At 60.1% G+C, this 23,609-nt stretch carries 23 protein-coding genes; 7 read left to right on the top strand and 16 right to left on the bottom strand.

Going from position 1 to position 23,609, the window contains the following annotated elements; translation table 11 throughout:
- Positions 1-162: 162 nt before the first annotated feature.
- Both PFAS1_RS12820 and PFAS1_RS12815 read right to left on the bottom strand, forming a co-directional pair.
- Positions 163-1,026: a LysR family transcriptional regulator gene (locus PFAS1_RS12820; protein WP_076029394.1), complete on the bottom strand. Its 864-nt coding sequence runs from the start codon at positions 1,024-1,026 to the stop codon at positions 163-165.
- Between the two features lie 16 nt (positions 1,027-1,042).
- Positions 1,043-3,328 (bottom strand): heavy metal translocating P-type ATPase, encoded by a 2,286-nt coding sequence (locus tag PFAS1_RS12815; protein WP_076029393.1) that lies wholly within the window; start codon positions 3,326-3,328, stop codon positions 1,043-1,045.
- Between the two features lie 85 nt (positions 3,329-3,413).
- Between PFAS1_RS12815 and cadR the strand changes: the two genes are divergently transcribed.
- Positions 3,414-3,863 carry a Cd(II)/Pb(II)-responsive transcriptional regulator gene (cadR, locus tag PFAS1_RS12810; RefSeq protein ID WP_076029392.1) on the top strand — a complete coding sequence of 150 codons (450 nt, stop codon included), beginning with the start codon at positions 3,414-3,416 and terminating at the stop codon, positions 3,861-3,863.
- 125 nt (positions 3,864-3,988) lie between these two features.
- On the opposite strand, the gene PFAS1_RS12805 is transcribed toward cadR, so the two are convergent.
- From PFAS1_RS12805 to PFAS1_RS12795, 3 genes are all read right to left on the bottom strand, one after another.
- Positions 3,989-4,960 (bottom strand): thymidylate synthase, encoded by a 972-nt coding sequence (locus tag PFAS1_RS12805; protein ID WP_033060541.1) that lies wholly within the window; start codon positions 4,958-4,960, stop codon positions 3,989-3,991.
- A 48-nt stretch (positions 4,961-5,008) separates the two neighbouring features.
- Complete coding sequence (gene lgt / locus PFAS1_RS12800; RefSeq protein WP_076029391.1) at positions 5,009-5,815, bottom strand: prolipoprotein diacylglyceryl transferase; 807 nt, start codon at positions 5,813-5,815, stop codon at positions 5,009-5,011.
- 82 nt (positions 5,816-5,897) lie between these two features.
- A complete protein-coding gene (locus PFAS1_RS12795; protein ID WP_076031527.1) occupies positions 5,898-6,680 on the bottom strand; it encodes a sulfite exporter TauE/SafE family protein in 783 nt (260 codons plus the stop codon).
- Positions 6,681-6,814: 134 nt separating this feature from the next.
- Here PFAS1_RS12795 and PFAS1_RS12790 point away from each other — a divergent pair, with 134 nt between their 5' ends.
- Complete coding sequence (locus PFAS1_RS12790; RefSeq protein ID WP_076029390.1) at positions 6,815-7,561, top strand: NRDE family protein; 747 nt, start codon at positions 6,815-6,817, stop codon at positions 7,559-7,561.
- Between the two features lie 114 nt (positions 7,562-7,675).
- Here PFAS1_RS12790 and ptsP read toward each other — a convergent pair whose 3' ends face one another.
- Together ptsP and PFAS1_RS12780 are read right to left on the bottom strand one after the other, a co-directional pair.
- Positions 7,676-9,955 carry a phosphoenolpyruvate--protein phosphotransferase gene (gene ptsP / locus PFAS1_RS12785; protein ID WP_074871745.1) on the bottom strand — a complete coding sequence of 760 codons (2,280 nt, stop codon included), beginning with the start codon at positions 9,953-9,955 and terminating at the stop codon, positions 7,676-7,678.
- Positions 9,956-9,977: 22 nt separating this feature from the next.
- A complete protein-coding gene (locus PFAS1_RS12780) occupies positions 9,978-10,457 on the bottom strand; it encodes an RNA pyrophosphohydrolase (protein ID WP_008150514.1) in 480 nt (159 codons plus the stop codon).
- Between the two features lie 143 nt (positions 10,458-10,600).
- On the opposite strand from PFAS1_RS12780, the gene PFAS1_RS12775 reads away from it, so the two are divergent.
- The gene (locus tag PFAS1_RS12775) at positions 10,601-11,257 is read left to right on the top strand and encodes a histidinol-phosphatase (protein ID WP_076029389.1); all 657 of its coding nucleotides are present in this window, start codon (positions 10,601-10,603) and stop codon (positions 11,255-11,257) included.
- Between the two features lie 104 nt (positions 11,258-11,361).
- On the opposite strand, the gene PFAS1_RS12770 is transcribed toward PFAS1_RS12775, so the two are convergent.
- Complete coding sequence (locus PFAS1_RS12770) at positions 11,362-11,790, bottom strand: DUF2269 domain-containing protein (protein ID WP_076029388.1); 429 nt, start codon at positions 11,788-11,790, stop codon at positions 11,362-11,364.
- A 39-nt stretch (positions 11,791-11,829) separates the two neighbouring features.
- Positions 11,830-13,344: a threonine ammonia-lyase, biosynthetic gene (ilvA, locus tag PFAS1_RS12765; protein ID WP_076029387.1), complete on the bottom strand. Its 1,515-nt coding sequence runs from the start codon at positions 13,342-13,344 to the stop codon at positions 11,830-11,832.
- A gap of 338 nt (positions 13,345-13,682) precedes the next feature.
- On the opposite strand from ilvA, the gene rpiA reads away from it, so the two are divergent.
- Complete coding sequence (gene rpiA / locus PFAS1_RS12755) at positions 13,683-14,357, top strand: ribose-5-phosphate isomerase RpiA (RefSeq protein ID WP_076029386.1); 675 nt, start codon at positions 13,683-13,685, stop codon at positions 14,355-14,357.
- A 123-nt stretch (positions 14,358-14,480) separates the two neighbouring features.
- Here the strand turns inward: rpiA and PFAS1_RS12750 are convergent, their stop codons facing one another.
- The 4 genes from PFAS1_RS12750 to PFAS1_RS12735 all read right to left on the bottom strand — a co-directional run bounded on the left by PFAS1_RS12750 (position 14,481) and on the right by PFAS1_RS12735 (position 18,836).
- The gene (locus PFAS1_RS12750; RefSeq protein ID WP_076029385.1) at positions 14,481-15,398 is read right to left on the bottom strand and encodes an SdiA-regulated domain-containing protein; all 918 of its coding nucleotides are present in this window, start codon (positions 15,396-15,398) and stop codon (positions 14,481-14,483) included.
- A gap of 130 nt (positions 15,399-15,528) precedes the next feature.
- Positions 15,529-16,458, bottom strand: coding sequence for an SdiA-regulated domain-containing protein (locus PFAS1_RS12745; RefSeq protein ID WP_076029384.1), 930 nt, complete (start codon positions 16,456-16,458; stop codon positions 15,529-15,531).
- A 281-nt stretch (positions 16,459-16,739) separates the two neighbouring features.
- Complete coding sequence (locus PFAS1_RS12740) at positions 16,740-17,405, bottom strand: fumarylacetoacetate hydrolase family protein (RefSeq protein WP_074871756.1); 666 nt, start codon at positions 17,403-17,405, stop codon at positions 16,740-16,742.
- A gap of 36 nt (positions 17,406-17,441) precedes the next feature.
- Positions 17,442-18,836: an FAD-binding oxidoreductase gene (locus PFAS1_RS12735; RefSeq protein ID WP_076029383.1), complete on the bottom strand. Its 1,395-nt coding sequence runs from the start codon at positions 18,834-18,836 to the stop codon at positions 17,442-17,444.
- Positions 18,837-19,040: 204 nt separating this feature from the next.
- Here PFAS1_RS12735 and serA point away from each other — a divergent pair, with 204 nt between their 5' ends.
- The gene (gene serA / locus PFAS1_RS12725; RefSeq protein WP_076029382.1) at positions 19,041-20,270 is read left to right on the top strand and encodes a phosphoglycerate dehydrogenase; all 1,230 of its coding nucleotides are present in this window, start codon (positions 19,041-19,043) and stop codon (positions 20,268-20,270) included.
- A 63-nt stretch (positions 20,271-20,333) separates the two neighbouring features.
- On the opposite strand, the gene PFAS1_RS12720 is transcribed toward serA, so the two are convergent.
- Positions 20,334-20,759, bottom strand: coding sequence for a DUF4399 domain-containing protein (locus PFAS1_RS12720; RefSeq protein WP_008150497.1), 426 nt, complete (start codon positions 20,757-20,759; stop codon positions 20,334-20,336).
- A gap of 135 nt (positions 20,760-20,894) precedes the next feature.
- Here PFAS1_RS12720 and PFAS1_RS12715 point away from each other — a divergent pair, with 135 nt between their 5' ends.
- Positions 20,895-21,479, top strand: coding sequence for a transporter substrate-binding domain-containing protein (locus PFAS1_RS12715; protein ID WP_074871762.1), 585 nt, complete (start codon positions 20,895-20,897; stop codon positions 21,477-21,479).
- Between the two features lie 128 nt (positions 21,480-21,607).
- Here PFAS1_RS12715 and PFAS1_RS12710 read toward each other — a convergent pair whose 3' ends face one another.
- Complete coding sequence (locus tag PFAS1_RS12710; RefSeq protein ID WP_076029381.1) at positions 21,608-22,093, bottom strand: 2-thiouracil desulfurase family protein; 486 nt, start codon at positions 22,091-22,093, stop codon at positions 21,608-21,610.
- A 2-nt stretch (positions 22,094-22,095) separates the two neighbouring features.
- Positions 22,096-22,728, bottom strand: a complete 633-nt coding sequence (locus PFAS1_RS12705) for a 2OG-Fe(II) oxygenase (protein ID WP_076029380.1) — start codon at positions 22,726-22,728, stop codon at positions 22,096-22,098.
- A 108-nt stretch (positions 22,729-22,836) separates the two neighbouring features.
- Between PFAS1_RS12705 and PFAS1_RS12700 the strand changes: the two genes are divergently transcribed.
- On the top strand, positions 22,837-23,589 hold the full coding sequence (locus tag PFAS1_RS12700) for a DUF2059 domain-containing protein (protein WP_076029379.1): 753 nt from the start codon (positions 22,837-22,839) through the stop codon (positions 23,587-23,589).
- Positions 23,590-23,609 lie beyond the last annotated feature (20 nt).

The following is a 23,609-nucleotide window of genomic DNA, read 5'->3' as shown; positions in this document are numbered from 1 at the left end:
GCAGTGAGGCAAAAACGGCTGATAGTGGTATTCGAGGATTTGGGTTCACCGCCGATCGTTCCCACGCTCTGCGTGGGAATGCCTCAACGGACGCTCCGCGTTCGGCTCTTGGGACGCAGAGCGTCCCGGGCTGCATTCCCACGCGGAGCGTGGGAACGATCATTACGCGGGCGCCATTTCCTGCGCCAACCCCAGAAACGCCGCCGGCAGCCGTGCGTTTTTTCGCTCCTTGAGGCAGTACAAATACTCAGGGATCTGCGGCGCATTCTCCAGGGTCAGCACGCGCAGTTGCGGATCATGCGGCACTTCCTGACGGGCGATGATGCTGATGCCGATATTGCGCAGCACCGCCTCACGGATCGACTCCCGGCTGCCAATCTCCAGCAGCGGCCCGAAACTCACCCCGGCGCCGGCCAGCAACTCTTCGGTCAGGCGTCGAGTAGTCGAGCCCGACTCGCGCATCAATAACGTATGCCCGGCCAACGCACTGAGCGGCACATGCTCGTGAACCGCCAGCGGATGATTGCGATGCACCGCCAGCACCAGCGGATCGCTGCCGAGCACCCGGCGAATCAACCGTGCATCGTCGAGCAACTGCGACGACGCCGCGACATCCACCCGGTAATCCTCCAGCGCTTCAAGCACCTGCTGGGAGTTGCCGATCTCCACCGACACTTCCACCTGCGGCAAGCGCTCGCGAAAGGTCTTCACCAGATCGAGGATGTAATACGGCGCCGTCGCGGCGATGCGCAACGTGCCCTGGACCTGACCGCTGTTGCGCAGGAAAAACTCGATGTCGGCTTCCTGCTGCAACAGCGCCTTGACCATCGGCAACAGCCGCGCACCTTCATCGCTGACGCTGAGGCGACGGCCGCCACGGTAGAACAGTTCAACCGAGTACTGACTTTCCAGATTGCGAATCTGGGTCGTCACCGTGGGTTGGCTCAGGCCGAGTTTTTTCGCCGCCAGGGTAATGCTGCCCAAGCGGGCAACCATGTAAAACGCCTTCAGCTCGGCACTCAGCACACCCTTCCCCCATCGCTTATTTGCGCAACAGGCGCAAACCGTTAAACACCACCAACAGGCTCACGCCCATGTCGGCGAACACCGCCATCCACATGGTGGCGATCCCGGCGAAGGTTACCCCAAGAAAGATCGCTTTGATGACCAATGCCAGGGCAATGTTCTGTTTGAGGATGCTTGAGGTTTGCCGTGACAGGCGAATGAAGGTCGGGATCTTGCGCAGATCGTCGTCCATCAGGGCGACATCGGCGGTCTCGATGGCGGTATCGGTGCCCGCCGCCGCCATGGCAAAACCGATCTCGGCGCGCGCCAGCGCCGGAGCGTCATTGATGCCGTCGCCGACCATGCCAACGTTATGGCCCCGAGCATAAAGGGCTTCGATGGCTTGCAGTTTGTCGGTCGGCAGCAGATCGCCCTTGGCCTCGTCGATGCCGACTTGCGCGGCAATCGCCTGAGCGGTGTGGACGTTGTCGCCGGTGAGCATCAGGGTTTTGATGCCCAGCTCGTGCAACTGCTGGATCGCCTCGCGGCTAGACTCTTTCACGGTGTCAGCCACGGCGAACAGCGCCAGCGGGCCGGATCTGTCGAGCAGCAGCACCACGGACTTGCCCTGTTGCTCCAGCGCGAACAGCTTTTCCTCCAGTTCAGGCGAGCACAGGTTCAGTTCTTCCACTAAACGGTGATTACCCAAGTGGTAAACTTGGCCGTTGATTTCGCCGCGTACACCGCGACCGGCCAGCGCCTCAAAGTTATCCACAATCAGCGGAGCAAATTGTTTATCCACAGCCGCGTTGGCAATGGCCAGGGACACCGGGTGATCGGAGCGACCGGCGAGCGCTGCGGCAATCGCCGGGGCTGATTCGTCCGCCGTCGGATCAAGCGACAGGTAATCGGTCTGCACCGGTTTGCCGTGTGTGATCGTGCCGGTCTTGTCCAAGGCCAGGTAATCGAGTTTGTAACCGCCCTCCAGATAGACGCCGCCCTTCACCAGAATGCCTTTGCGCGCCGCCGCCGCGAGGCCGCTGACGATGGTCACTGGTGTAGAAATCACCAGCGCACATGGGCAGGCAACGACCAACAACACCAACGCCCGGTAGATCCAGTCAAACCACAACGCCCCCATGAACAGTGGCGGAATCACCGCCACCGCGAGGGCCAGGATGAACACCGCCGGGGTGTAGATTTTCGAGAAGCTGTCGACGAAACGCTGGGTCGGCGCCCGCGCGCCCTGGGCCTGTTCCACGGCATGGATGATCCGCGCCAGGGTCGAGTTGTTGGCCGCAGCGGTTACCGAGTACTCCAGGGAGCCGGCCTGATTGATGGTCCCGGCGAAAACCTTGTCACCGACAGTCTTCTCCACCGGCAGGCTTTCACCGGTGATCGGCGCCTGATCGATGGTTGAACTGCCCGACACCACTTCACCGTCCAAACCAATCCGCTCACCGGGACGCACCCGCACTCGCGCGCCCAACTCGATGGATTTGACAGGCTGCAAGACCCAACTGCCATCGGCCTGCTGCACCGTGGCCTGTTCCGGGGTCATCTGCATCAGGCCACTGATGGCATTGCGCGCCCGGTCCAAAGACTTGGCTTCGATCAATTCGGCCACGGTGAACAGGAACATCACCATCGCCGCTTCCGGCCACTGACCGATCAGGATCGCGCCAGTCACTGCGATGCTCATCAGCGCGTTGATGTTCAGGTTGAGGTTTTTAAGTGCGATCCAGCCCTTTTTATAGGTGCCGAGGCCGCCGCTGAGGATCGAGATCAGCGCGATGACCGCCACCACCCAGTTCGGCGCAGCGTTGGTGAAGTGGATAACTTCGGCGACCAGGGCGCCAACACCCGACAGCGCCAAGGGCCACCAGTGCTTTTTCTCGGGCGTCGGCGCTGGCGGTTCAACGCCCTGCTCCAGCGGCTCGGCCAGCATGCCGAGGGACTTGATCGCGTCGATGATCGGCGCAGTGCTCGGCAGGTCATGGGTGACGCCCAACACGCGATTGATCAGGTTGAATTCCAGTTGCTGCACGCCCGAGAGTTTGCCGAGTTTGTTCTCGATCAGCGTCTGCTCGGTCGGACAATCCATGGCGTCGATGCGGAAATTGCTCAGTCGCGCACCGGCCGTTGGGGTTTCGCTCAACTTGATCAGCGACGGTGCCGCCACTTTGGCGGAACAGCAGGAATCCCCGTGGCTGCCATGCTCATGCTTCTGTACAGGCTGCAGCTTGTGGCTGTGATCGTGATCGTGATCGTGATCGTGATCGTGATCAGCCTTGGGTTTGTGCGTGTGAAGGGAATCACTCATTGGGTCGCGTCCGGAAAGATGCCTGTTGCCAAGTAAAGACCCTGTAGCCACTATAGGGTCAAGCACCCTTTTGGAGATTGCCGTCATGAAGATCGGAGAACTGGCCAGACTCACCGACTGCGCCGTCGAAACCATCCGCTACTACGAGCGCGAAAACCTCCTGCCAGAGCCGGCCCGCAGCGACGGCAACTACCGCGTCTACACCCAGGCCCACGCCGAGCGTCTGACGTTCATCCGCAACTGCCGCACCCTCGACATGACGCTGGAAGAAATCCGCAGCCTGCTGGCCCTGCGCGACAGTCCGCAGGATCAGTGCGAAAGCGTGAATGCATTGATCGACGAACACATTCATCACGTGAAGGCGCGGATCGATGGGTTGATGGCGTTGCAGACACAACTGCACGACCTGCGCCAACGTTGCAGCGAAGGGCCGGATATCGATCAGTGCGGGATTTTGCAGCGGTTGGAGGTCAGCGGCGGGGTTGTAGCGACGGAGATTGAGCATTCCCATGTCGGCCGCAGCCACGGCCATTAAGACCACCGAAAATCAAATGTGGGAGCGGGCTTGCTCGCGAAGGCGGTCATTCATTCAACATTGATGTCGACTGATCCACCGCCTTCGCGAGCAAGCCCGCTCCCACATTGGTTCGGTGTCGAGGCTTACACCGCCATCGGCGCGGTCATTGGGGCGTGGTGCTCGTAGCCTTCCAGCGAGAAATCGCTCGGCTCGATCAACTCCAGCCACTCCGGCTGATAAACACCGGTCTTGGCGAACTCCGGCACACGGTCGCTGATCACCAGTTTCGGCATCGGGAACGGCTCGCGCTTGAGCTGTTCATTCAGCATGTCCAAATGGTTTTCATAGACGTGGGCATCACCGATGAAATAGGTGAACCAGCGCGGCGTGTAACCGGTCAGGCGGCCGATCAGGCTCAGCAGCGCGGCGCCTTCGGTGAGGTTGAACGGCGTGCCCAGGCCCAAATCATTGGAGCGGATGTACAGAGTCAAAGAAATCTCTTTGGTCTCCACATTCGGATGGAACTGGTACAGCAAGTGGCACGGCGGCAGGGCCATTTCGTCGAGCTGGGCAACGTTCCAGCCGTGGAACAGGATGCGGCGGCTGCCCGGGTCCTTGATGATGGTATCGACGCATTGGCGGATCTGGTCGATCGCCTTGTACAGCACCACGTAGGCTTGACCGTCTTCTTCGCCTTCGGCGATCTGGCGGTAGCCCTGACTCAGGGTCTGTTCGATGGCGGCCTGGTTGCTGACCGGGATCTGCTTGTACGCCGGCCATTTGCGCCATTGCACGCCGTAGATCTCGCCAAGGTCGTCTTCGCCCTGACGGAAAGGATTGGCCAGCCACTGGGCGTTTTCGTTGGCGTTCTGATCCCAGACCTTGCAGCCCAGCGCACGGAATTCGGCGGCGTTGTTCACCCCACGCAGAAAACCACACATCTCGCCGATGGCCGATTTGAAGGCCATCTTGCGGGTGGTGATCGCCGGGAAACCTTCCTTGAGGTCATAACGCAGCATCGCGCCTGGGAAGCTGATGGTGTTCACGCCGGTGCGGTTGGCCTGTTTGGTGCCGTTCTTGATGACGTGGGCGACCAGTTCGAGATATTGTTTCATGAGTTACCTGTGTCCTTGAACCCGGGACCGTCGCCCCGGGGTTCGAATTTATACAACCGCTGCTGGAGCCGCCGGTGCACGGCGATACGCCAGCCAGATCAGGAACAGACCGCCGAGGATCATCGGTACGCACAGTACCTGACCCATGGTCAGCCAGTTCCAGGCCAAATAGCCCAGTTGCGCGTCCGGTACGCGGACGAATTCGACGATGAAACGGAAGATGCCATAGAACAGCGCGAACATCCCGGACACCGCCATGGTCGGCCGCGGCTTGCGCGAGAACAACCAGAGAATGGCGAACAGCGCCACGCCTTCGAGTGCGAACTGATACAGCTGCGACGGGTGGCGCGCCAGTTGCGCCGGATCGGTCGGGAAGACCATCGCCCAAGGCACATCGGTGGCCTTGCCCCACAACTCGGCGTTGATGAAGTTGCCGATCCGTCCGGCGCCCAGACCGATCGGCACCATCGGTGCGACGAAGTCCATCAGCTGGAAGAACGACTTGCCGTTCTTTTTACCAAACCACAACGCGGCCAGCATCACGCCGATGAACCCGCCATGGAACGACATGCCGCCCTTCCACACTTCAAAGATCAACAGCGGGTTGGCGAGGTAAGCGCTCAGATCGTAGAACAGCACATAGCCCAAGCGGCCGCCGACGATGACCCCCATCGACATCCAGAACACCATGTCGGAGAGTTTCTCTTTACTCCAGGTCGGGTCGAAGCGGTTCAACCGGCGCGACGCCAGCAGCCAGGCGCCGCCGATGCCGATCAGGTACATCAAGCCGTACCAGTGGATTTTCAGCGGACCGATGGCCAATGCCACCGGGTCGATCTGCGGGTAAGGCAGCATTGCGACTCCTCGTTAGAGTTGAAACCTTCAAATTCCCGGGCGACGCTGTCACGCCAGGATTAAGCCAGGATTGCGCTTCGCGTCAGAGCAAGAAGCTCAAGCCGACGCAAAACAGCAAAGCGGCAAACAGTCTTTTCAGCAAGCGCGGCGACAGCGAGTGGGCCAGTCGCGCACCGAGGCGGGCGAAGACCATGCTGGTCAGGGCAATCCCCAGCAACGCCGGCAAATAAATAAAACCGAGACTATGGGCTGGCAACAACGGATCGTGCCAGCCCAGAATCATGAAACTTAATGCACTGGCCAAGGCGATTGGCAGGCCACAGGCCGACGAAGTGGCCACCGCCTGCTGCATCGGCACGCTGCGCCAGGTCAGGAACGGCACGGTCAACGAGCCGCCGCCGATCCCGAAAATCGCCGAGGCCCAGCCAATGACGCTGCCCGCCACGGTCAGACCGACTTTGCCCGGCACCGTTCGGCTGGCCTTGGGTTTGAAGTCCAAAGCGAGTTGAACGGCGATGATCAGCGCAAATACACCAATGATCTTCTGCAAATTAGGCCCGGAAATCGCTTCGGCCGTCAGCGCGCCGAAACCGGCACCAATCAGAATGCCGAGGGTCATCCAGGCAAAAATCGGCCAACGCACGGCACCGCGGCGGTGATGTTCGCGGATCGCATTGATCGAGGTAAATATGATGGTCGCCAGGGAGGTGCCGACTGCCAGATGCGTCAGGATCGACGCATCAAATCCCTGCAAGGTGAAACTGAACACCAGCACCGGGACAATGATGATCCCGCCGCCGACCCCGAACAGTCCGGCCAACACGCCCGCACAGGCGCCCAGCGCCAGATAGAGCAGAAATTCCATGGCCACATCCCCAAGCATCCCGAATCAGGAGCGGCATGGTAACGGAAGCATGGCCTCTGGCTCCACTGTGGATGGCGATGGATCGATGAGCGATGTCTGCGTAGAGTGAGCAAAAAACACACAAGGACCACCTTATGTGCCTGATTGTTTTCGCTTGGCGACCGGGTCACGCCCAGCCGCTGATCGTGGCGGCCAACCGCGACGAATTCTATGCCCGGCCCAGCCTGCCGCTGGCGCAGTGGCCCGAAGCACCGCAGGTGTATGCCGGTCGCGACTTGGAGGCCGGCGGCACCTGGCTCGGTGTTGGCGCCAATGGACGCTTCGCCGCACTGACCAATATCCGCGATCCGCATCAACCGCCCGCACGCAAGTCGCGAGGAGAGCTGGTGGCGCGATTTCTTGGTGGGGATATGCTGATAGATGACTATTTGAGCGACGTTGTTGCACGTTCGCTGGAATATGCCGGATTTAACCTGCTGGTCGGTAATGCCAACGAACTGTGGCACTTCAATGCCCGGGAGACTGAGGCGGTGATGCTGCCACCGGGGGTTTATGGGGTGTCGAACGCCGGGCTGGATACGCCATGGCCGAAACTGCTCAAGGCGCGGGCGGCGCTGGAAGAAGTGCTGGACGACCCGCAACCCCAGGCTTTATTGGCGTTGCTGAATGATCCGCAGACGGCGCCTTTTGCCGAACTGCCGGATACCGGGGTCGGGTTGGCCACCGAGACGTTGCTGTCGAGTGTGTTTATTGCCAGTCCGACTTATGGGACGCGGGCGAGTACGGCGTTGATCGTGCATGCGGATGGGACGCGGCATATGGTCGAGCGGAGCTTTGGGCCGTATGGCGGGCATTTGGGGGAGGTAGAGGTCAGGGTTTAGATTGGTGTTGCCCGGGCGGGCCCCATCGCGAGCAGGCTCGCTCCCACATTTGATTTGTGATCTACACAAATCCCCTGTGGGAGCGAGCCTGCTCGCGATGGGGCCATCAGCCTTTTAAAGGGTCTTGGCCGAAGCCGGATTAATCATCCGCGCCAACCCAAGGTTCTTCAGCGCCAATTGCAGCGAGCTGTGGATAACTTGCGGGTTGTCGATGGTCATCAGCTCCGCGAGCAATTCCTTGGCCTTGCTCAGGTTGATCTGACGCAACATCCACTTCACTTTCGGCAGGTTGGTGGCGTTCATCGACAGGCTGTCGAAGCCCATCGCCATCAACAGCACCGCCGCCGCCGGGTCACCGGCCATCTCACCGCAGATGCTCACTGGCTTGCCTTCGGCATGCGCGTCACGCACCACGCTCTGAAGGGCTTGCAGCACCGCCGGGTGCAGATAGTCGTAGAGGTCGGCTACCCGCGGATTGTTTCGATCCACCGCCAACAGGTACTGGGTCAGGTCGTTGGAACCGACCGACAGGAAGTCCACTTGCCGCGCCAGTTCCTTGGTCTGATAAACCGCTGCCGGAATTTCGATCATCACGCCGATCGGCGGCATAGGCACGTCACAGCCTTCGTCGCGGACTTCGCCCCAGGCCCGGTGAATCAGGTGCAGGGCTTCTTCCAGTTCGTGAGTGCCGGAGATCATCGGCAGCAGAATCCGCAGATTGTTCAAGCCTTCGCTGGCCTTGAGCATGGCGCGGGTCTGCACCAGGAAGATTTCCGGGTGGTCGAGCGTGACGCGAATGCCGCGCCAGCCGAGGAACGGGTTGTCTTCCTTGATCGGGAAGTACGACAGCGATTTGTCGCCGCCGATGTCCAGGCTGCGCATCGTCACCGGTTGCGGGTGGAATGCGGCGAGCTGCTCGCGATAGATCGCCAGCTGCTCCTTTTCGCTTGGGAACCTCTGATTGATCATGAACGGCACTTCGGTGCGGTACAGACCGACGCCTTCGGCTCCGCGCTTCTGCGCTCGCGCCACATCCGCCAGCAGGCCGGTATTGACCCACAGCGGCATGCGATGGCCATCGAGGGTCACGCACGGCAAGTCCCGCAGTGCATCCAGCCCGAGGGCCAGTTGCTTCTCTTCCTCGACCACTTCGGCGAACTGCTTGCGCAGCACTTCGCTGGGGTTGGTGTAGACCTCGCCGTGGTAGCCGTCGACGATCATCTGGATGCCGTCGACCTTGGAATACGGCAAGTCGACCAGGCCCATCACCGTCGGGATACCCATGGCGCGTGCCAGGATCGCCACGTGAGAGTTGCCGGAACCGAGTACCGACACCAGGCCGACCAACTTGCCTTCCGGCACCTCGCCGAGCATTGCCGGCGTCAGTTCTTCGCTGATCAGAATGGTGTTGTCGGGGTAGACCAGGGTCTGCTGACGCTCTTCCTGCAAGTAGGCGAGCAAGCGCCGACCGAGGTCCTTGACGTCCGAGGCGCGCTCACGCAGGTAGGCGTCGTCCATCAATTCGAAACGGTTGACGTGTTCGGCGACCACCTGACGCAACGCGCCTTGGGCCCACTGGCCAGTCTTGATCACGGTAGTGATTTCGCTGCCCAGTGACGCGTCGTCGAGCATCATCAGGTAAACATCGAACAGCGCGCGCTCTTCCGGGCGCAACTGGTTGGCCAGTTTGGCGGACAAGGCGCGCATGTCGGCGCGTACGCCTTCGATCGCGGTCTTGAACAGCCCGAGTTCGGCGGCGATGTCGGTGATGGTCTTGTCCGGTACCACGTCCAGATCGGCCGGCGGCAGCATGACCACCGCGGTACCGACCGCCGCACCCGGCGAACCCGGTACGCCGATGAACTTGGCTTCCTGGATGCCCTTGCCCTGACGGCCCAGCCCGCGGATCGAACCGGTGGCCTCGGCGTGGGCGATAACGCCGGCGAGCTGCGCGCTCATGGTCACGAGGAAGGCTTCTTCACCTTCGTCGAACTGGCGGCGTTCTTTTTGCTGAATGACCAACACGCCGACGACGCGGCGGTGGTGAATGATCGGCGCCCCGAGGAACGAGGCATAACGCTCTTCACCGGTTTCGGCGAAGTAGCGGTAGCGCGGGTGATCCGCGGCGTTTTCAAGGTTCAGCGGTTCTTCACGCGTGCCGACCAGGCCAACCAGACCTTCGTTGGGTGCCATGCTGACTTTGCCGATCGAGCGCTTGTTCAAGCCCTCGGTGGCCATCAGCACGAAGCGGTTGGTCTCAGGGTCAAGCAGGTAGACCGAGCAGACCTGGCTGCCCATGGCCTCTTTGACGCGCAATACAATAATGCCCAACGCCGCCTTGAGATCCTTGGCGGAGTTAACTTCCTGGACGATCTTGCGCAGCGTATTGAGCATGGCTCGGGGTCGAACTCCGTCGTCAGTCGCGCGATAAAAGGCGCGGGGCAAGCTCTTTGAGAGCGCGTCGATACACTTCGCGCTTGAATGTCACCACCTGGCCCAACGGATACCAATAGCTGACCCAGCGCCAGCCATCGAATTCCGGTTTACCGGTCAAATCCATCCGCACCCGCTGCTCGTTGGAGACCAGGCGCAGGAGAAACCATTTCTGTTTCTGGCCGATGCACAGCGGCTGGCTGTGCGTGCGGACCAGACGTTGCGGCAAACGATAGCGCAACCAGCCCCGGGTGCAGGCGAGAATTTCAACATCTTCGCGCTCTAGACCCACTTCTTCGTTCAACTCGCGGTACAAGGCGTCTTCCGGCGTCTCCTGGGGGTTGATCCCGCCCTGTGGAAACTGCCAGGCATCTTGATTGATACGGCGAGCCCATAGCACCTGTCCGGCATCATTCGTGAGAATGATCCCGACATTGGGGCGGAAACCATCGGGGTCGATCACGGCAACAACCTCGCAAACGCATGTCGCCGCATTGTTCCACAAAGGTTGTGATAGCAGCAACGAGCCGGTCTACCTTATGTGCACTCTTGTGAAAAGTCCGTATTCTGGACGCCTTTCTACAGACTTTTCAGCGAGTAACTGCAATGCGGCTGGCTTTATTCGACTTGGACAACACGCTCTTGGGCGGTGACAGTGACCACGCCTGGGGCGATTACCTGTGCGAGCGCGGCTTCCTCGACGCCGTTGCCTACAAGGCACGCAACGACGAGTTCTATCAGGATTACCTGGCCGGCAAGCTCGATAACGATGCCTACCTGAACTTCTGCCTCGAAGTCCTCGGCCGCACCGAGATGGCCACGCTGGATCAATGGCACCTGGATTACATGCGCGATTGCATTGAGCCGATTGTCCTGCCCAAGGCTATCGAACTGCTGGCCAAGCACCGCGAGGCCGGCGACAAGCTGGTGATCATCACCGCGACCAACCGTTTTGTTACCGGGCCGATTGCAGCACGTCTGGGCGTTGAAACCCTGATCGCCACCGAATGTGAAATGGTTGATGGCCGCTATACCGGGCGCAGCACCGATGTTCCGTGCTTCCGTGAAGGCAAGGTGACGCGGTTGAATCGTTGGCTGGAAGAAACCGGGTATTCGTTGGAGGACAGCTATTTCTACAGCGACTCGATGAATGATTTGGCGCTGCTGGAGCAAGTGGCCAATCCGGTTGCGGTCGACCCGGACCCGAATTTGCGCGCTGAAGCCGAGAAGCGTGGCTGGCCGGTGATTTCGTTGCGCGATTGAAATCGCCATCGCGAGCAGGCTCACTCCCACAGGAGATTTGCGTCAAACACAAATCCAATGTGGAAGCGAGCCTGCTCGCGATGGGGTCAACTCGGTTTCACGACTTAAACCGGCTTCGCGCCCATCAACCCCGCAATGGCGATAAAGCAGACGAAGCTGAACAGTGCGAGGGCAAAGGTAAACCTCCCAGTGCCCGCTGCCGGCGCCTTGCGCAGCCGATTCAGCCGCACCAGCAACCAGAACCAGCCCAACGCCGCGACGGTGTAAAGCACACTGGAAGCCAACAACCAGACCTGCCCCAGCGGCCAGCCCACCAGATGCACCATCCACCAGCCGGTAAACGGCATGCTCAGCAGCGCCAGCCCCATCACCAGCCAGATAAACACCCACGGTCGCTGCAACGTGCGCGTGTGAGCCGTTGCGTCGCCGTTACGGCGCGTGCGCCAGACCCAGATCGCCAGACCCAGCGCGCTGACCAGCAGCAACACCGTCGCCACCATATGAGCGATTTTCAGGGCGGTTAACGTTTCCATTGTTCGATTTCCTTATGGCCTGGCCATCAGCGTAGCCGCTCAGCCGAGAAACAGCTGATAGGCCGGGTTGTCGCTTTCGTCCCAGTACGGGTAGCCGATTTCTTCCAGCGCTGCGGGCACCAGATGACGTTCTTCATGAGGCACTTGCAGGCCCGCGACCACACGACCATCCGCCGCGCCATGGTTGCGGTAATGGAACATCGAAATGTTCCAGCGCCCGCCGAGCTTGTTGAGGAAGTTGAACAGCGCGCCCGGACGCTCCGGGAATTCGAAGCGCAGAATCACTTCATCCACCACATGCGCCGCACGGCCGCCGACCATGTGGCGGATGTGCAACTTGGCGAGTTCGTTGTCGGTCAGGTCGAGCACCGGGAAACCCTGCTCGGTCAGGCTGGCAAGCAGCGCACTGCGCGGATCGTTTTCAGGGTGCGTCTGCACGCCGACGAAGATGTGCGCCTCGCTGCCGGTGTTGTAGCGATAGTTGAATTCGGTGATCTGGCGCTTGCCGATGGCCTCGCAGAACGCCTTGAAGCTGCCCGGTTTCTCGGGGATGGTCACGGCGATAATCGCTTCGCGGCCCTCGCCCAGTTCGGCGCGCTCGGCGACGTGGCGCAGGCGGTCGAAGTTGACGTTGGCACCGGAGTCGATGGCCACGAAGGTATGCCCGGTGACACCGCGCTGCTCGACGTACCTCTTGATCCCGGCCACGCCCAAGGCGCCGGCAGGTTCGGTGATCGAGCGGGTATCGTCGTAGATGTCCTTGATCGCCGCGCAGATTTCATCGGTGCTGACGGTGATCACTTCATCGACATAGTCTTTGCAGATGTCGAAGGTGTGCTGACCAATCTGCGCCACAGCGACGCCGTCGGCGAAGAGGCCCACGGTCGGCAGGATCACGCGTTCACCAGCGGCCATGGCGGCTTGCAGGCAGTTGGAATCGTCCGGCTCTACGCCGATGATTTTGATTTCAGGCCGCAGGTACTTCACGTACGCCGCGATCCCGGCGATCAATCCGCCACCGCCCACCGGGACGAAGATCGCGTCCAGACGGCCAGGGTGCTGGCGCAAAATTTCCATGGCCACCGTGCCCTGCCCGGCAATGGTGTGGGGATCGTCGTAAGGGTGGATGTAGACGTAGCCTTTTTCGTCGACCAGTTTCAGCGAGTAGGCCAGGGCTTCCGGGAACGAATCCCCGTGCAGCACCACTTTGCCGCCACGTGAGCGCACGCCTTCGACTTTGATTTCCGGGGTGGTCTTGGGCATCACGATGGTCGCTTTCACGCCCAACACTTTCGCCGCCAGGGCCAGGCCTTGGGCGTGGTTGCCCGCGGAAGCCGTGACCACGCCGCGAGCGCGTTCTTCATCGGAAAGCTGCGTGAGCTTGTTGTAGGCGCCACGAATCTTGAACGAGAACACCGGCTGCAAGTCTTCGCGCTTGAGCCAAATACTGTTGCCCAGCCGCTCGGAGAGCTGGCGGGCAGTCTGCAATGGGGTTTCTACGGCAACGTCATAAACGCGCGAGGTGAGGATCTTTTTGACGTACTGTTCGAGCATCGGAAAGCATCACTGAGCGGGTTGGGCAGGGCCAAGGAGTCTAACCCGGCTTTCGCCTGAGCGACCACACTAAACAGGTGGTTTTAGCCGCTCACTGGCGCTGGAGATCCATTGTGGCGAGGGAGCTTGCTCCCGTTGGAGCGCGAAGCGGTCCCCCTGCATTCTTTCAGACATACCGCGCGGGCAGGTTTTACGGCTGCTGCGCAGCCGAGCGGGAGCAAGCTCCCTCGCCACAGGCAAGCCCCCTCGCCACCATTCGACATACCGGCAATGACCTTCCCCATCGCGAAGCCTATAATGCCGGCCTTTCGTCCCCTCTTCGGCACTTCGGAGCCCGCATGACCCAGGATCAACTCAAACAGGCAGTGGCTCAGGCCGCCGTCGACTTCATCCTCCCGAAACTCGACGACAAGAGCATCGTCGGGGTCGGCACCGGCTCCACCGCCAACTGCTTCATCGACGCACTGGCCAAGCACAAAGGCGCGTTCGACGGCGCGGTCGCCAGTTCCGAAGCCACCGCTGCCCGCCTCAAGGGCCACGGCATTCCGGTGTATGAGCTGAACACGGTCAGCGACCTGGAGTTCTACGTCGACGGCGCCGACGAAAGCGACGAGCACCTGAACCTGATCAAGGGCGGCGGCGCAGCCCTGACCCGCGAGAAGATTGTGGCGGCCGTGGCCAAGACCTTCATCTGCATCGCCGACGCCAGCAAACTGGTGCCGGTGCTCGGTGCGTTCCCGCTGCCGGTGGAAGTGATCCCGATGGCCCGCAGCCATGTGGCCCGCGAGCTGGTGAAGCTGGGCGGCGACCCGGTTTACCGCGAAGGCGTTCTGACCGACAACGGCAACATCATCCTCGATGTGTTCAACATGCAGATCACCAACCCGATGGAGCTGGAGAAGCAGATCAACGCCATCGTCGGCGTGGTCACCAACGGTTTGTTCGCCGCACGTCCGGCGGATTTGCTGCTGCTGGGCACCAGCGAAGGCGTGAAGACCCTGCGCGCGAAGTAAGCCAAACGCAAAACCTGTGGGAGCGGGCTTGCTCGCGAATGCGGTGTGTCAGTCAATAGAGATGTCGACTGACACACCGCATTCGCGAGCAAGCCCGCTCCCACATTGGTTCTGGGGTGTTGGTTAGGGTTGTGCCGGTTTTTTGAAGACGTAGAACAGGTTCGGCTCGCTCACCAGGTACATCGTGCCGTCGTCATCCATGGCGATCCCTTCCGCTTGCGGCACTGTCTTCTGCAACCCCTGACGCCCCTTGCTCAGCGACATGGTGCTCAGCGGTCGCCCGTCTACATCAAGCTCCAGAATCAGCCGCGATTCATCCGACAACGCCAACAGATGGCCGCTGCGCTCGTCGTATTGCAGGCTCGACAGGTCCGTCACGAACATCCCGGCATCGCGCTTGGGGTTGTTTACTACGTGCACCGCGTAGGATTTTTCCGGGTTGTAATGGGGAAAGCCCTGCACTTCGTAGATCAACATCGGGTCGCGTTCCTTGGCGACAAACAACCGCTTGCCCACCGAGTCGTAAGCCAGGCCTTCGAAGCCCTTGTTGCCGCTCATGTGTACACCAAGGGTCATCTGCTCGGCATCCGCCGCGTCGAGGAACGTTGTGTCGTTTTCCAGATGAATCTTGATCAGCCGCTGCTCGCGCTCGTCAGTGATCACGTAGGTGTCGGCACTGATGAATTCCACGGCTTCCGGATCGCCAAACCCGACCAACGCAATGCGTCGAATAATCTGACCGTCCAGCGACAGCTCGATCAGTTCTGAGTTTTTGTTGGTGACGGTGAACAGGCTTTTGCGTACAGGATCGAAGGTCAACGCCGACACATCGTCATCCAGCCCGACAATGACTCGCGCCTCGACCGCTACCTGGTACTGATCCAGAGCGATGGACTGACCGTTCATGGGCTGCCAAAGGGTGTTCAGGTTGAACCAGGCGCGTTCGAACAGGCGCAGGTACTGGCCGGCCGCAACCAGAGCGATCAGCGCAATGACCGACAAAATCAGAATCAGGGGTTTGGGGCGGGCAAGTCGGCGCATTCGGGCAAAGCTCGGAATCAGAACGGGTGGATGAAATACCACGCCAGTCTGAATTGAAGCTTAATGGCCAGTGGCCGCGGTCCCGCAGGTGTACCCCAACGGACGGCCGCGCGCCACCCTCACGGCGGGCTTATTTGTGCTTTTCGAAGCGGTAGAACAGATTTGGTTCGCTCACCAGATACAGCGTGCCCGCTTCATCCATGGTCACGCCTTCGGCGCGAGGGATGGTCTTGTTCAAACCATTGAAGCCGCTCAGCAAGGTCATGAAGCTGACCTGCTCGCCCTTCTCGTCCAGCTCCAGCAACAAGTGCGAGTCAGCAGACAGCACCAGCATATGGCCAGTGCGCGGGTCGATGGCCAGGGCCGAGAGGTTGCGGATGTCCAGTTCGTCACTGGCGAGTTTTTGCTTGTCACCGGTGAGTGTCTGACCATCGTTGCTTTTCCAGGTGAACAACGCCGGGGGACGTTCTACACCCAGCAACATTTGCTGATTGCGCGAATCCCAGGCAATGGCTTCGAACGCCTTGTTCTGGTCTTTCGAAGGACCGAGGTCGTATTTCGGGAAGTTGGCGATGTTCAGCTCGCGGGTATCGGCATCGACCTTGACGATGGAGAGCATGTGGTCGCGCTCATCGACGATGGCCAGCAGACCGTTGCCCATGGCGGTGACCCCCTCCGGGTTGCTCCAACCCACCAGCGGCATCTTGCGCAGCACGTCGCCTTGCAACGTCAGCTCGACCAGGAACGGTTTATTGCCCATGACCGAAAACAGGGTTTTTGACTGAGGGTCGTAAGCCAGGTCCGACGCCTCGTCCTTCTCCATGCCCGGCAGCACCTTGGCATCGATCACTGCCCGATAATCCGGCAGCCAGATGCTCTCCTGGCGTTCGGCGGGGCTTTCGAAACGCTCCAGCAGCCAGAGCACGCCACGGTCATCCCAATGCATCGCGAACGCGAGGCCATAGGCGGCAGCGGCCACCAGCAAAAGCCAGGAATACCAACGCATGACAAAGCGCGAACGGCGTGCAGTTTTAAGCTTGGGCAGGGGTTGGGTGACCATCGAGGGATGCGTTCCAGAAATTCAGGCTAAGGGTAATAGCACAAGTGGGACCGGCTCAGACGCCGCAAGTCCCGGAATTATCCGGAAGATATGTGAAAAAAACGGGAAATGGCGGTAAAGCCCTTTGCGGGCACCCCAGCCTGATGATCGTTCCCACGCTCCGCGTGGGAATGCATCCCGTGACGCTCCGCGTCACATTCGAAGCGGGACGCGGAGCGTCCATGGCGGCATTCCCACGCAGAGCGTGGGAACGATCATCACAGGGGTCAGCGGTGATCTGACTAGCGGACGCTGCTGGTGAAGCGGCTGACGCCTGGCAATTCCAGCACCAGTTCGTCACCCACATTCAGCGGACCGACGCCAACCGGCGTACCCGTCAGGATCACGTCACCGGCCTGCAGCGAGAAGCAACCGGCCATGTGCTGGATCATCGGCACGATCGGGTTGAGCATCGCGCTGCTGTTGCCATCCTGGCGCACTTCGCCGTTGATGGTCAGGCGGATGCCGATGTCGGTCAGGTCAGCGAACGTGCTGCCCGAGACGAATGGCGCAATCACCGCCGCACCGTCGAAGGACTTGGCGATTTCCCACGGCAGGCCCTTGGCTTTCAGCTCGGCCTGCTTGTCGCGCAGGGTCAGGTCCAGGGCCGGGGCGAAGCCAGAAATAGCATCGAGCACTTCTTCACGGCTCGGTTTGGTCGACAAAGGCTTGCCGATCAACACCGCGATTTCCGCTTCGTAATGCACCGAACCACGTTCGGTCGGAATGCTGAAACCACCTTCCAGCGGCACGACGCAACTGCCCGGCTTGATGAACAGCAGCGGTTCTGTAGGCACCGGGTTGTCCAGTTCCTTGGCGTGTTCGGCGTAGTTACGGCCAATGCACACCACTTTCCCCAGCGGGAAGTGAATACGCGTACCGTCGACATACTGGTGCTGATAGCTCATTACCGACTCCTGATTCGTGCTCTTAACGTTCGAAAATCAAACAGCGAAAATCTTGCCCGGGTTCATGATGCCGTTCGGATCGAACACCGCTTTGACTGCTTTCATGTACTCGATCTCAACCGGCGAGCGGCTGTAGGTCAAGTAATCACGCTTGGTCATGCCCACGCCGTGTTCGGCGGAAATCGAACCGTTGTACTTCTCGACGGTTTCGAACACCCACTTGTTGACGGTCGCGCACTTGGCGAAGAACTCGTCCTTGCTCAGGTTTTCCGGCTTGAGGATGTTCAGGTGCAGGTTGCCGTCACCGATGTGGCCGAACCAGACGATTTCGAAATCCGGATAGTGTTCGCCGACGATCGCGTCGATTTCCTTCAGGAACGCCGGGACTTTCGACACAGTGACCGAAATGTCGTTCTTGTACGGCGTCCAGTGGGAAATGGTTTCGGAGATGTATTCGCGCAGCTTCCAGAGGTTCTGCAGCTGGGTTTCGCTCTGGCTCATCACGCCGTCCAGCACCCAGCCCTGCTCGACGCAGTGCTCGAAGGTTTCCAGGGCGTGGTTGGCCACTTCTTCGGTGGTCGCTTCGAATTCCAGCAGCGCGTAGAACGGGCAATCTGTTTCGAATGGCGCGGGTACGTCGCCCCGGCCCATGACCTTGGCCAAGGCTTTATCGGAGAAGAATTCGAAGGCGGTCAGGTCGAGCTTGCTCTGGAACGCATGCAGCACCGGCATGATCGAGTCGAAATCGGTAGTACCGAGGACCATCGCGGTGAGGTTTTTCGGCGCGCGGTCCAGACGCATGGTGGCTTCGACCACAAAACCGAGGGTGCCTTCAGCGCCAATGAACAGCTGGCGCAGGTCGTAACCGGTGGCGTTCTTGATCAGGTCTTTGTTCAGTTCCAGCAGATCGCCCTTGCCGGTGACCACTTTCATGCCAGCGACCCAGTTGCGGGTCATGCCGTAGCGAATCACCTTGATCCCGCCGGCATTGGTGCCGATATTGCCGCCAATCTGGCTGGAACCTGCCGAAGCGAAATCCACCGGGTAGTACAGGCCTTTTTCTTCGGCGACGTTCTGCAGGTGTTCGGTGACCACACCCGGCTGGCAGACCGCAGTGCGGTCAGTCAGGTTGACGTCGAGAATCTGGTTCATGTAGTCGAAGGACACGACGACTTCGCCATTGGCAGCCACGGCAGCGGCGGACAGCCCGGTACGACCGCCGGACGGCACCAGCGCAACCTTGTGCTCATTGGCCCAACGGACGATGGCCTGGACCTGCTCGGTGGTCTTGGGGAACACGATGGCGGTCGGGGCCGGGGCGAAATGCTTGGTCCAATCCTTACCGTAAGCATTCAGGGAGTCGGCATCGGTCAGCACCTTGCCAGGCTCAACCAGGGTCTTCAGCTCTTCAATCAGGGCAGGATTGGTCATCGACAGAACTCTCGAACAATTCATGGTCATCCTGAGAACGCTTCACGTCGCAGGAATGAGTGTTTAGCGGGGTGCGTATGCTAGCATACCGACCCCGCAGGGTAGTGCCCAACGGCTATTCTGCGGTAACGGCATTCTTGCCGTTCGGGTCAGCGTCTGCTGGCTATTTCCTGCCATTTTTCTCCGGGATACAGGTTTACGCAGATGAGCAAGACTTCTCTCGATAAGAGCAAGATCAAGTTCCTTCTTCTCGAAGGCGTCCACCAATCGGCTGTCGACGTCCTCAAGTCGGCGGGCTACACCAGCATCGAGTACCTCACAGGTTCTCTGCCGGAAGCCCAGCTGAAGGAAAAGATCGCTGAGGCGCACTTCATCGGCATTCGCTCGCGCACTCAACTGACTGAAGAAATCTTCGATCACGCGAAGAAACTGGTCGCTGTCGGCTGTTTCTGCATCGGCACCAACCAGGTCGACCTTAACGCTGCCCGCGAACGCGGCATCGCCGTGTTCAACGCTCCGTACTCCAACACTCGCTCCGTTGCCGAGCTGGTGCTGGCCGAAGCGATCCTGTTGCTGCGCGGCATCCCTGAGAAGAACGCTTCCTGCCACCGTGGCGGCTGGATCAAGAGCGCTGCCAACTCCTTCGAAATCCGTGGCAAGAAGCTCGGCATCGTCGGTTACGGCTCGATCGGTACTCAACTGTCGGTCCTGGCGGAAGGCCTGGGCATGCAGGTGTACTTCTACGACACCGTGACCAAGCTGCCATTGGGCAACGCCACTCAGGTCGGCAACCTGCACGAGCTGCTGGGCATGTCCGACATCGTCACCCTGCACGTTCCGGAAACCGCTGCGACCCAGTGGATGATCGGCGAGAAGGAAATCCGCGCCATCAAGAAGGGCGGCATCCTGATCAACGCGGCTCGCGGCACTGTTGTTGAACTGGACGCCCTGGCGGACGCGATCAAGGACAAGCACCTGATCGGCGCGGCCATCGACGTCTTCCCGGTGGAGCCACGCTCCAACGAAGAAGAGTTCGAAAGCCCGCTGCGTGGCCTGGACAACGTGATCCTGACCCCGCACATCGGCGGTTCCACCGCTGAGGCACAAGCCAACATCGGTCTGGAAGTGGCAGAGAAACTGGTCAAGTACAGCGACAACGGTACTTCGGTATCGTCGGTGAACTTCCCGGAAGTGGCCCTGCCGGCTCACCCTGGCAAGCACCGTCTGCTGCACATCCACGAAAACATTCCGGGTGTGATGAGCGAGATCAACAAGGTCTTCGCCGAAAACGGCATCAACATTTCCGGTCAGTTCCTGCAGACCAACGAGAAAGTCGGCTACGTCGTGATCGACGTCGACGCCGAATACTCGGAAATGGCGCAAGAGAAGCTGCAGCACATCAACGGCACCATTCGTTGCCGCGTGTTGTTCTGAGAGTGACTTGAGCGACAAAAAAAGGAGACCTTCGGGTCTCCTTTTTCATGGGCGCGACTAACGTTACTTAACGTTGACGGTGATTTTTTCCGACACGATCGGCGGATCGAACGGCATGTGGCCGCTATCACCCAGTTCCAGCTGCAAGGTGTGCTTGCCCGGTGTCAGCTTGATTTCGGCCTGGGTCTGCGCTTTGCCGAAGTGCAAATGGTTGGCATCATTCGGGATCGGGGCGCCAGCAGCTGGCAGTTTGTCGACGTCGATCAGCAAATGGTGATGGCCGGTGTTCTTGGTGACATCGCCCGCTGGCGCCAGCGCAATGTTCTCGACAGCGAACTTGACGACGACGGTCTGCGGAACCGTGGCGCCATCCGCAGGAGAAACGATGGATACTTCTGCACCTTTTGGAGCCGGTGTAGCCGCCGTTGCCAGCATCGAAGCCCCCATCAACAGGCCAGCCAATGCTGCACGTGACATAAAGGTTTTCATTTTCTTCTCCAGTTTTTTCGTAAAATCCGTGTGGCCATGACAACTTCACGGCCAATCGTTGTCGAAGGCACTCGACAACCATAGCAAAGCGAGCCTGTATCAGAGCATCGCAATAATGAATTCAAAGGAGTGACCATGCGCTTTTTGCCTGGCCTGATCTGCCTGCTACCCCTTCTGAGCCCTTTGGTTCATGCCGAACTGATTGACGATGTAAACGACCGCGGCGAATTGCGTATTGCCATTGAGGCTAATACACCGCCCTTCAATTTCAAGGAAGACGGCCAACTCTCGGGTTTTGAAGTCGAGTTGGGGCAAATGCTGGCCAATGAGCTGGATGTGCGAGCCGACTTCGTCATTACCGATTCCAACGATCTGCTGGCCGGTGTCGAAAGCGGTAAATACGACATCGCCATCAACCACATAGCAGTGACCCCGGACCTCAAGGATCGTTTCGATTTCAGCGAGCCTTACGTTCAGACCAACCCGCAATTGATCGCGCAGAAGGAAGAGCCACGTTCGATTTTGCTGGTGCAGTCGCTGACGCAAGAGAAACCAAAAGACACATCGCCGGTTAATCTGGCGATTCCGTTTCAGAAGGGTAACCCGGCATTTCATGCCAGCCTGGAGAACGCCCTGCAGCGGATCAAGGCGGATGGGCGACTGGAGGCGCTGGAACAGAAGTGGTTGGGGGCGGATGCGAGCGTGGCGCCGAAACCCTGATCAGCCAGCAATGGATCTAATGTGGGAGCGGGCTTGCTCGCGAAAGCGGTGTATCAATCATAGTTGATGTCGACTGACACACCGCTTTCGCGAGCAAGCCCGCTCCCACATTTGTTTTGTATTGATCGTTAGTCAAGCATTGCCAAGGTCACCGCCGCCTCGGCCAGTTCCAGCTCACTGAAGACCTGAACCCCATGGCGCCTGAGCAACGCCGCCGTCACGCCCTCGCCACTCACCTTCACCCCACTGAACGTCCCGTCGTAGGTCAACAGATTCCCGCAAGACGGGCTGTTGGCCTTGAGCACGGCAATGCGGATGCCGTGCTTTTGCACCAGTTCCAACGCCTGACAAGCCCCCGAGAGAAACTCGGCGCTGACGTCCTCGCCCTCGGTGGTGATGACTGAGGCGAGGCCATCCAGCACTTCACCACCCTGCCCGCCCGGAATTTCCGCGGCGGCCCTTGGCGTCGGCAAGCCACCGGCCACCTCCGGACACAATGGCACCACTCGACCTTCATCAAGCCACTGCTGAAGCTGATCGAACGGCCCACTCGCACCGCCGTCGTAACGTACGCGGTGGCCCAGCAGACAGCGGCTTACCAGTATTTTTTGCATGATCAGAACGGCTCGTTGCCACGGCGCCGGAACCAGCCGGTCAACGACAGGCGATCGCGGGTCGCGGGCAGGACTTCATGGGGCACTTCACCCGACAGGAACACCACCAGGCAACCACCGGCGGGCACCACATCATGTTCGACGCTTTCATCGAGGTACATGCGCAACTGGCCGCCGTGCTCGGGCAGCCAGGCGTCGTTGAGATAGACCACCGCCGACACCATGCGCCGGTCGTCGTCGCGGAAACGGTCGACATGCTTGAGGTAGAACGCGCCGGGCGGGTACAGCGCGAAATGGCTTTCGAAATCTTCCAGGCCCAGAAACAAACCGCGATTCATCGCCTCGCGCAGGCTGTCCATCAAATCCAGGTAACTGTCACACGCCAACGCCTGGCCGGGCTCGATCCACTGGATATGGTCGCCGCGAATCCCCTCGCGAATCCCGGATGTCGCCCCGCGCCCTACGGCGGCCGGGGCCAATTCGCCCTCGGCAGCACGTTTACGGCACTCAGCCGCCAGTTCCCGGGTCAGACCCAGAGGAAGGAAAATATTCTGCTGCGACCAGCCGTGCTCGGCCAGGTCGTCGACGATACGTAACAGCAGCGGGTGATCAGAGGGTATTCGCATGCCGCGCATAGTATTCCTGTGCCTGAAAATCCGACAGAGCCGCGCAGCGGGTTGATACGAATTCTCGACAAGGACGAATGCCACACGGAGAATAGTCGCCTGCTGACAGGAGTCCCTATGCGCCGTTTGCTTTTTTCACTGTTGATGTTCTGTGTATTGCCCGCTTGGGCAGACGGCCACGACCAGCTGTACAAGGTCGCCGGTTGGCCAGAACAACGCGCGCATTTCAACGACGCTCTCTCGGCCGCTCAGCAGCGGTACCAGAACAGCCTGCCGCCGGCAGTGTTCCAGGCGCTGGTGAATAACAGCAATCAGCGCTTTGCCCCCCAGGCCGTGGACCAGCGCGCCGAAGCGCAATTGCGCAAGGCCCTCGCCGATCCGAAACCTGCGCTGACATTCTTTCAGTCACCTTTGGGCAAGAAAATCGTGGCCGCCGAATTGCTTGCGACCCGTCGCGATCAGTTGGCAAAAAACGCCAAGGGCCTGCCCAAGATCCAGGCCAGCGACACCCGCATGCTGATCATTGGCCATCTGGCCCAGGCCCTGCCCGCTCGCGAAGCCGGCGCGGAAGTCAGCCTGGCGATCGCCGGCGTCGCGGCCGACAGCCTCAGCTCGATGATCCCCGGCCTGCTCGGCGGCGGTCAGGCGCAAGGCATGTTGAATGGTCAGCGTCAGCGCTTGATGGAGCAGATCGGCAACGACCTGAACAACACGCTGTTGTATGTCTATCGCGACCTGTCGGATGAAGAACTGGAAGAATTCGCGACTTTCGCCGAGTCCGCCGAGGGCAAGGCTTATTACCAGGCAGCCTTGGCGGCGATTCGCGCGGGGCTGGCGGTTGGGCAGAACACATCCAATTCTGGTCAGTGATTTTTGGCGTCTGGAAGATT

Origin of the sequence: Pseudomonas frederiksbergensis (assembly GCF_001952935.1) — a bacterium.
In the GTDB taxonomy this organism is placed as follows: domain Bacteria; phylum Pseudomonadota; class Gammaproteobacteria; order Pseudomonadales; family Pseudomonadaceae; genus Aquipseudomonas; species Aquipseudomonas frederiksbergensis.
This window is presented reverse-complemented; position numbering and strand designations above follow the sequence as displayed.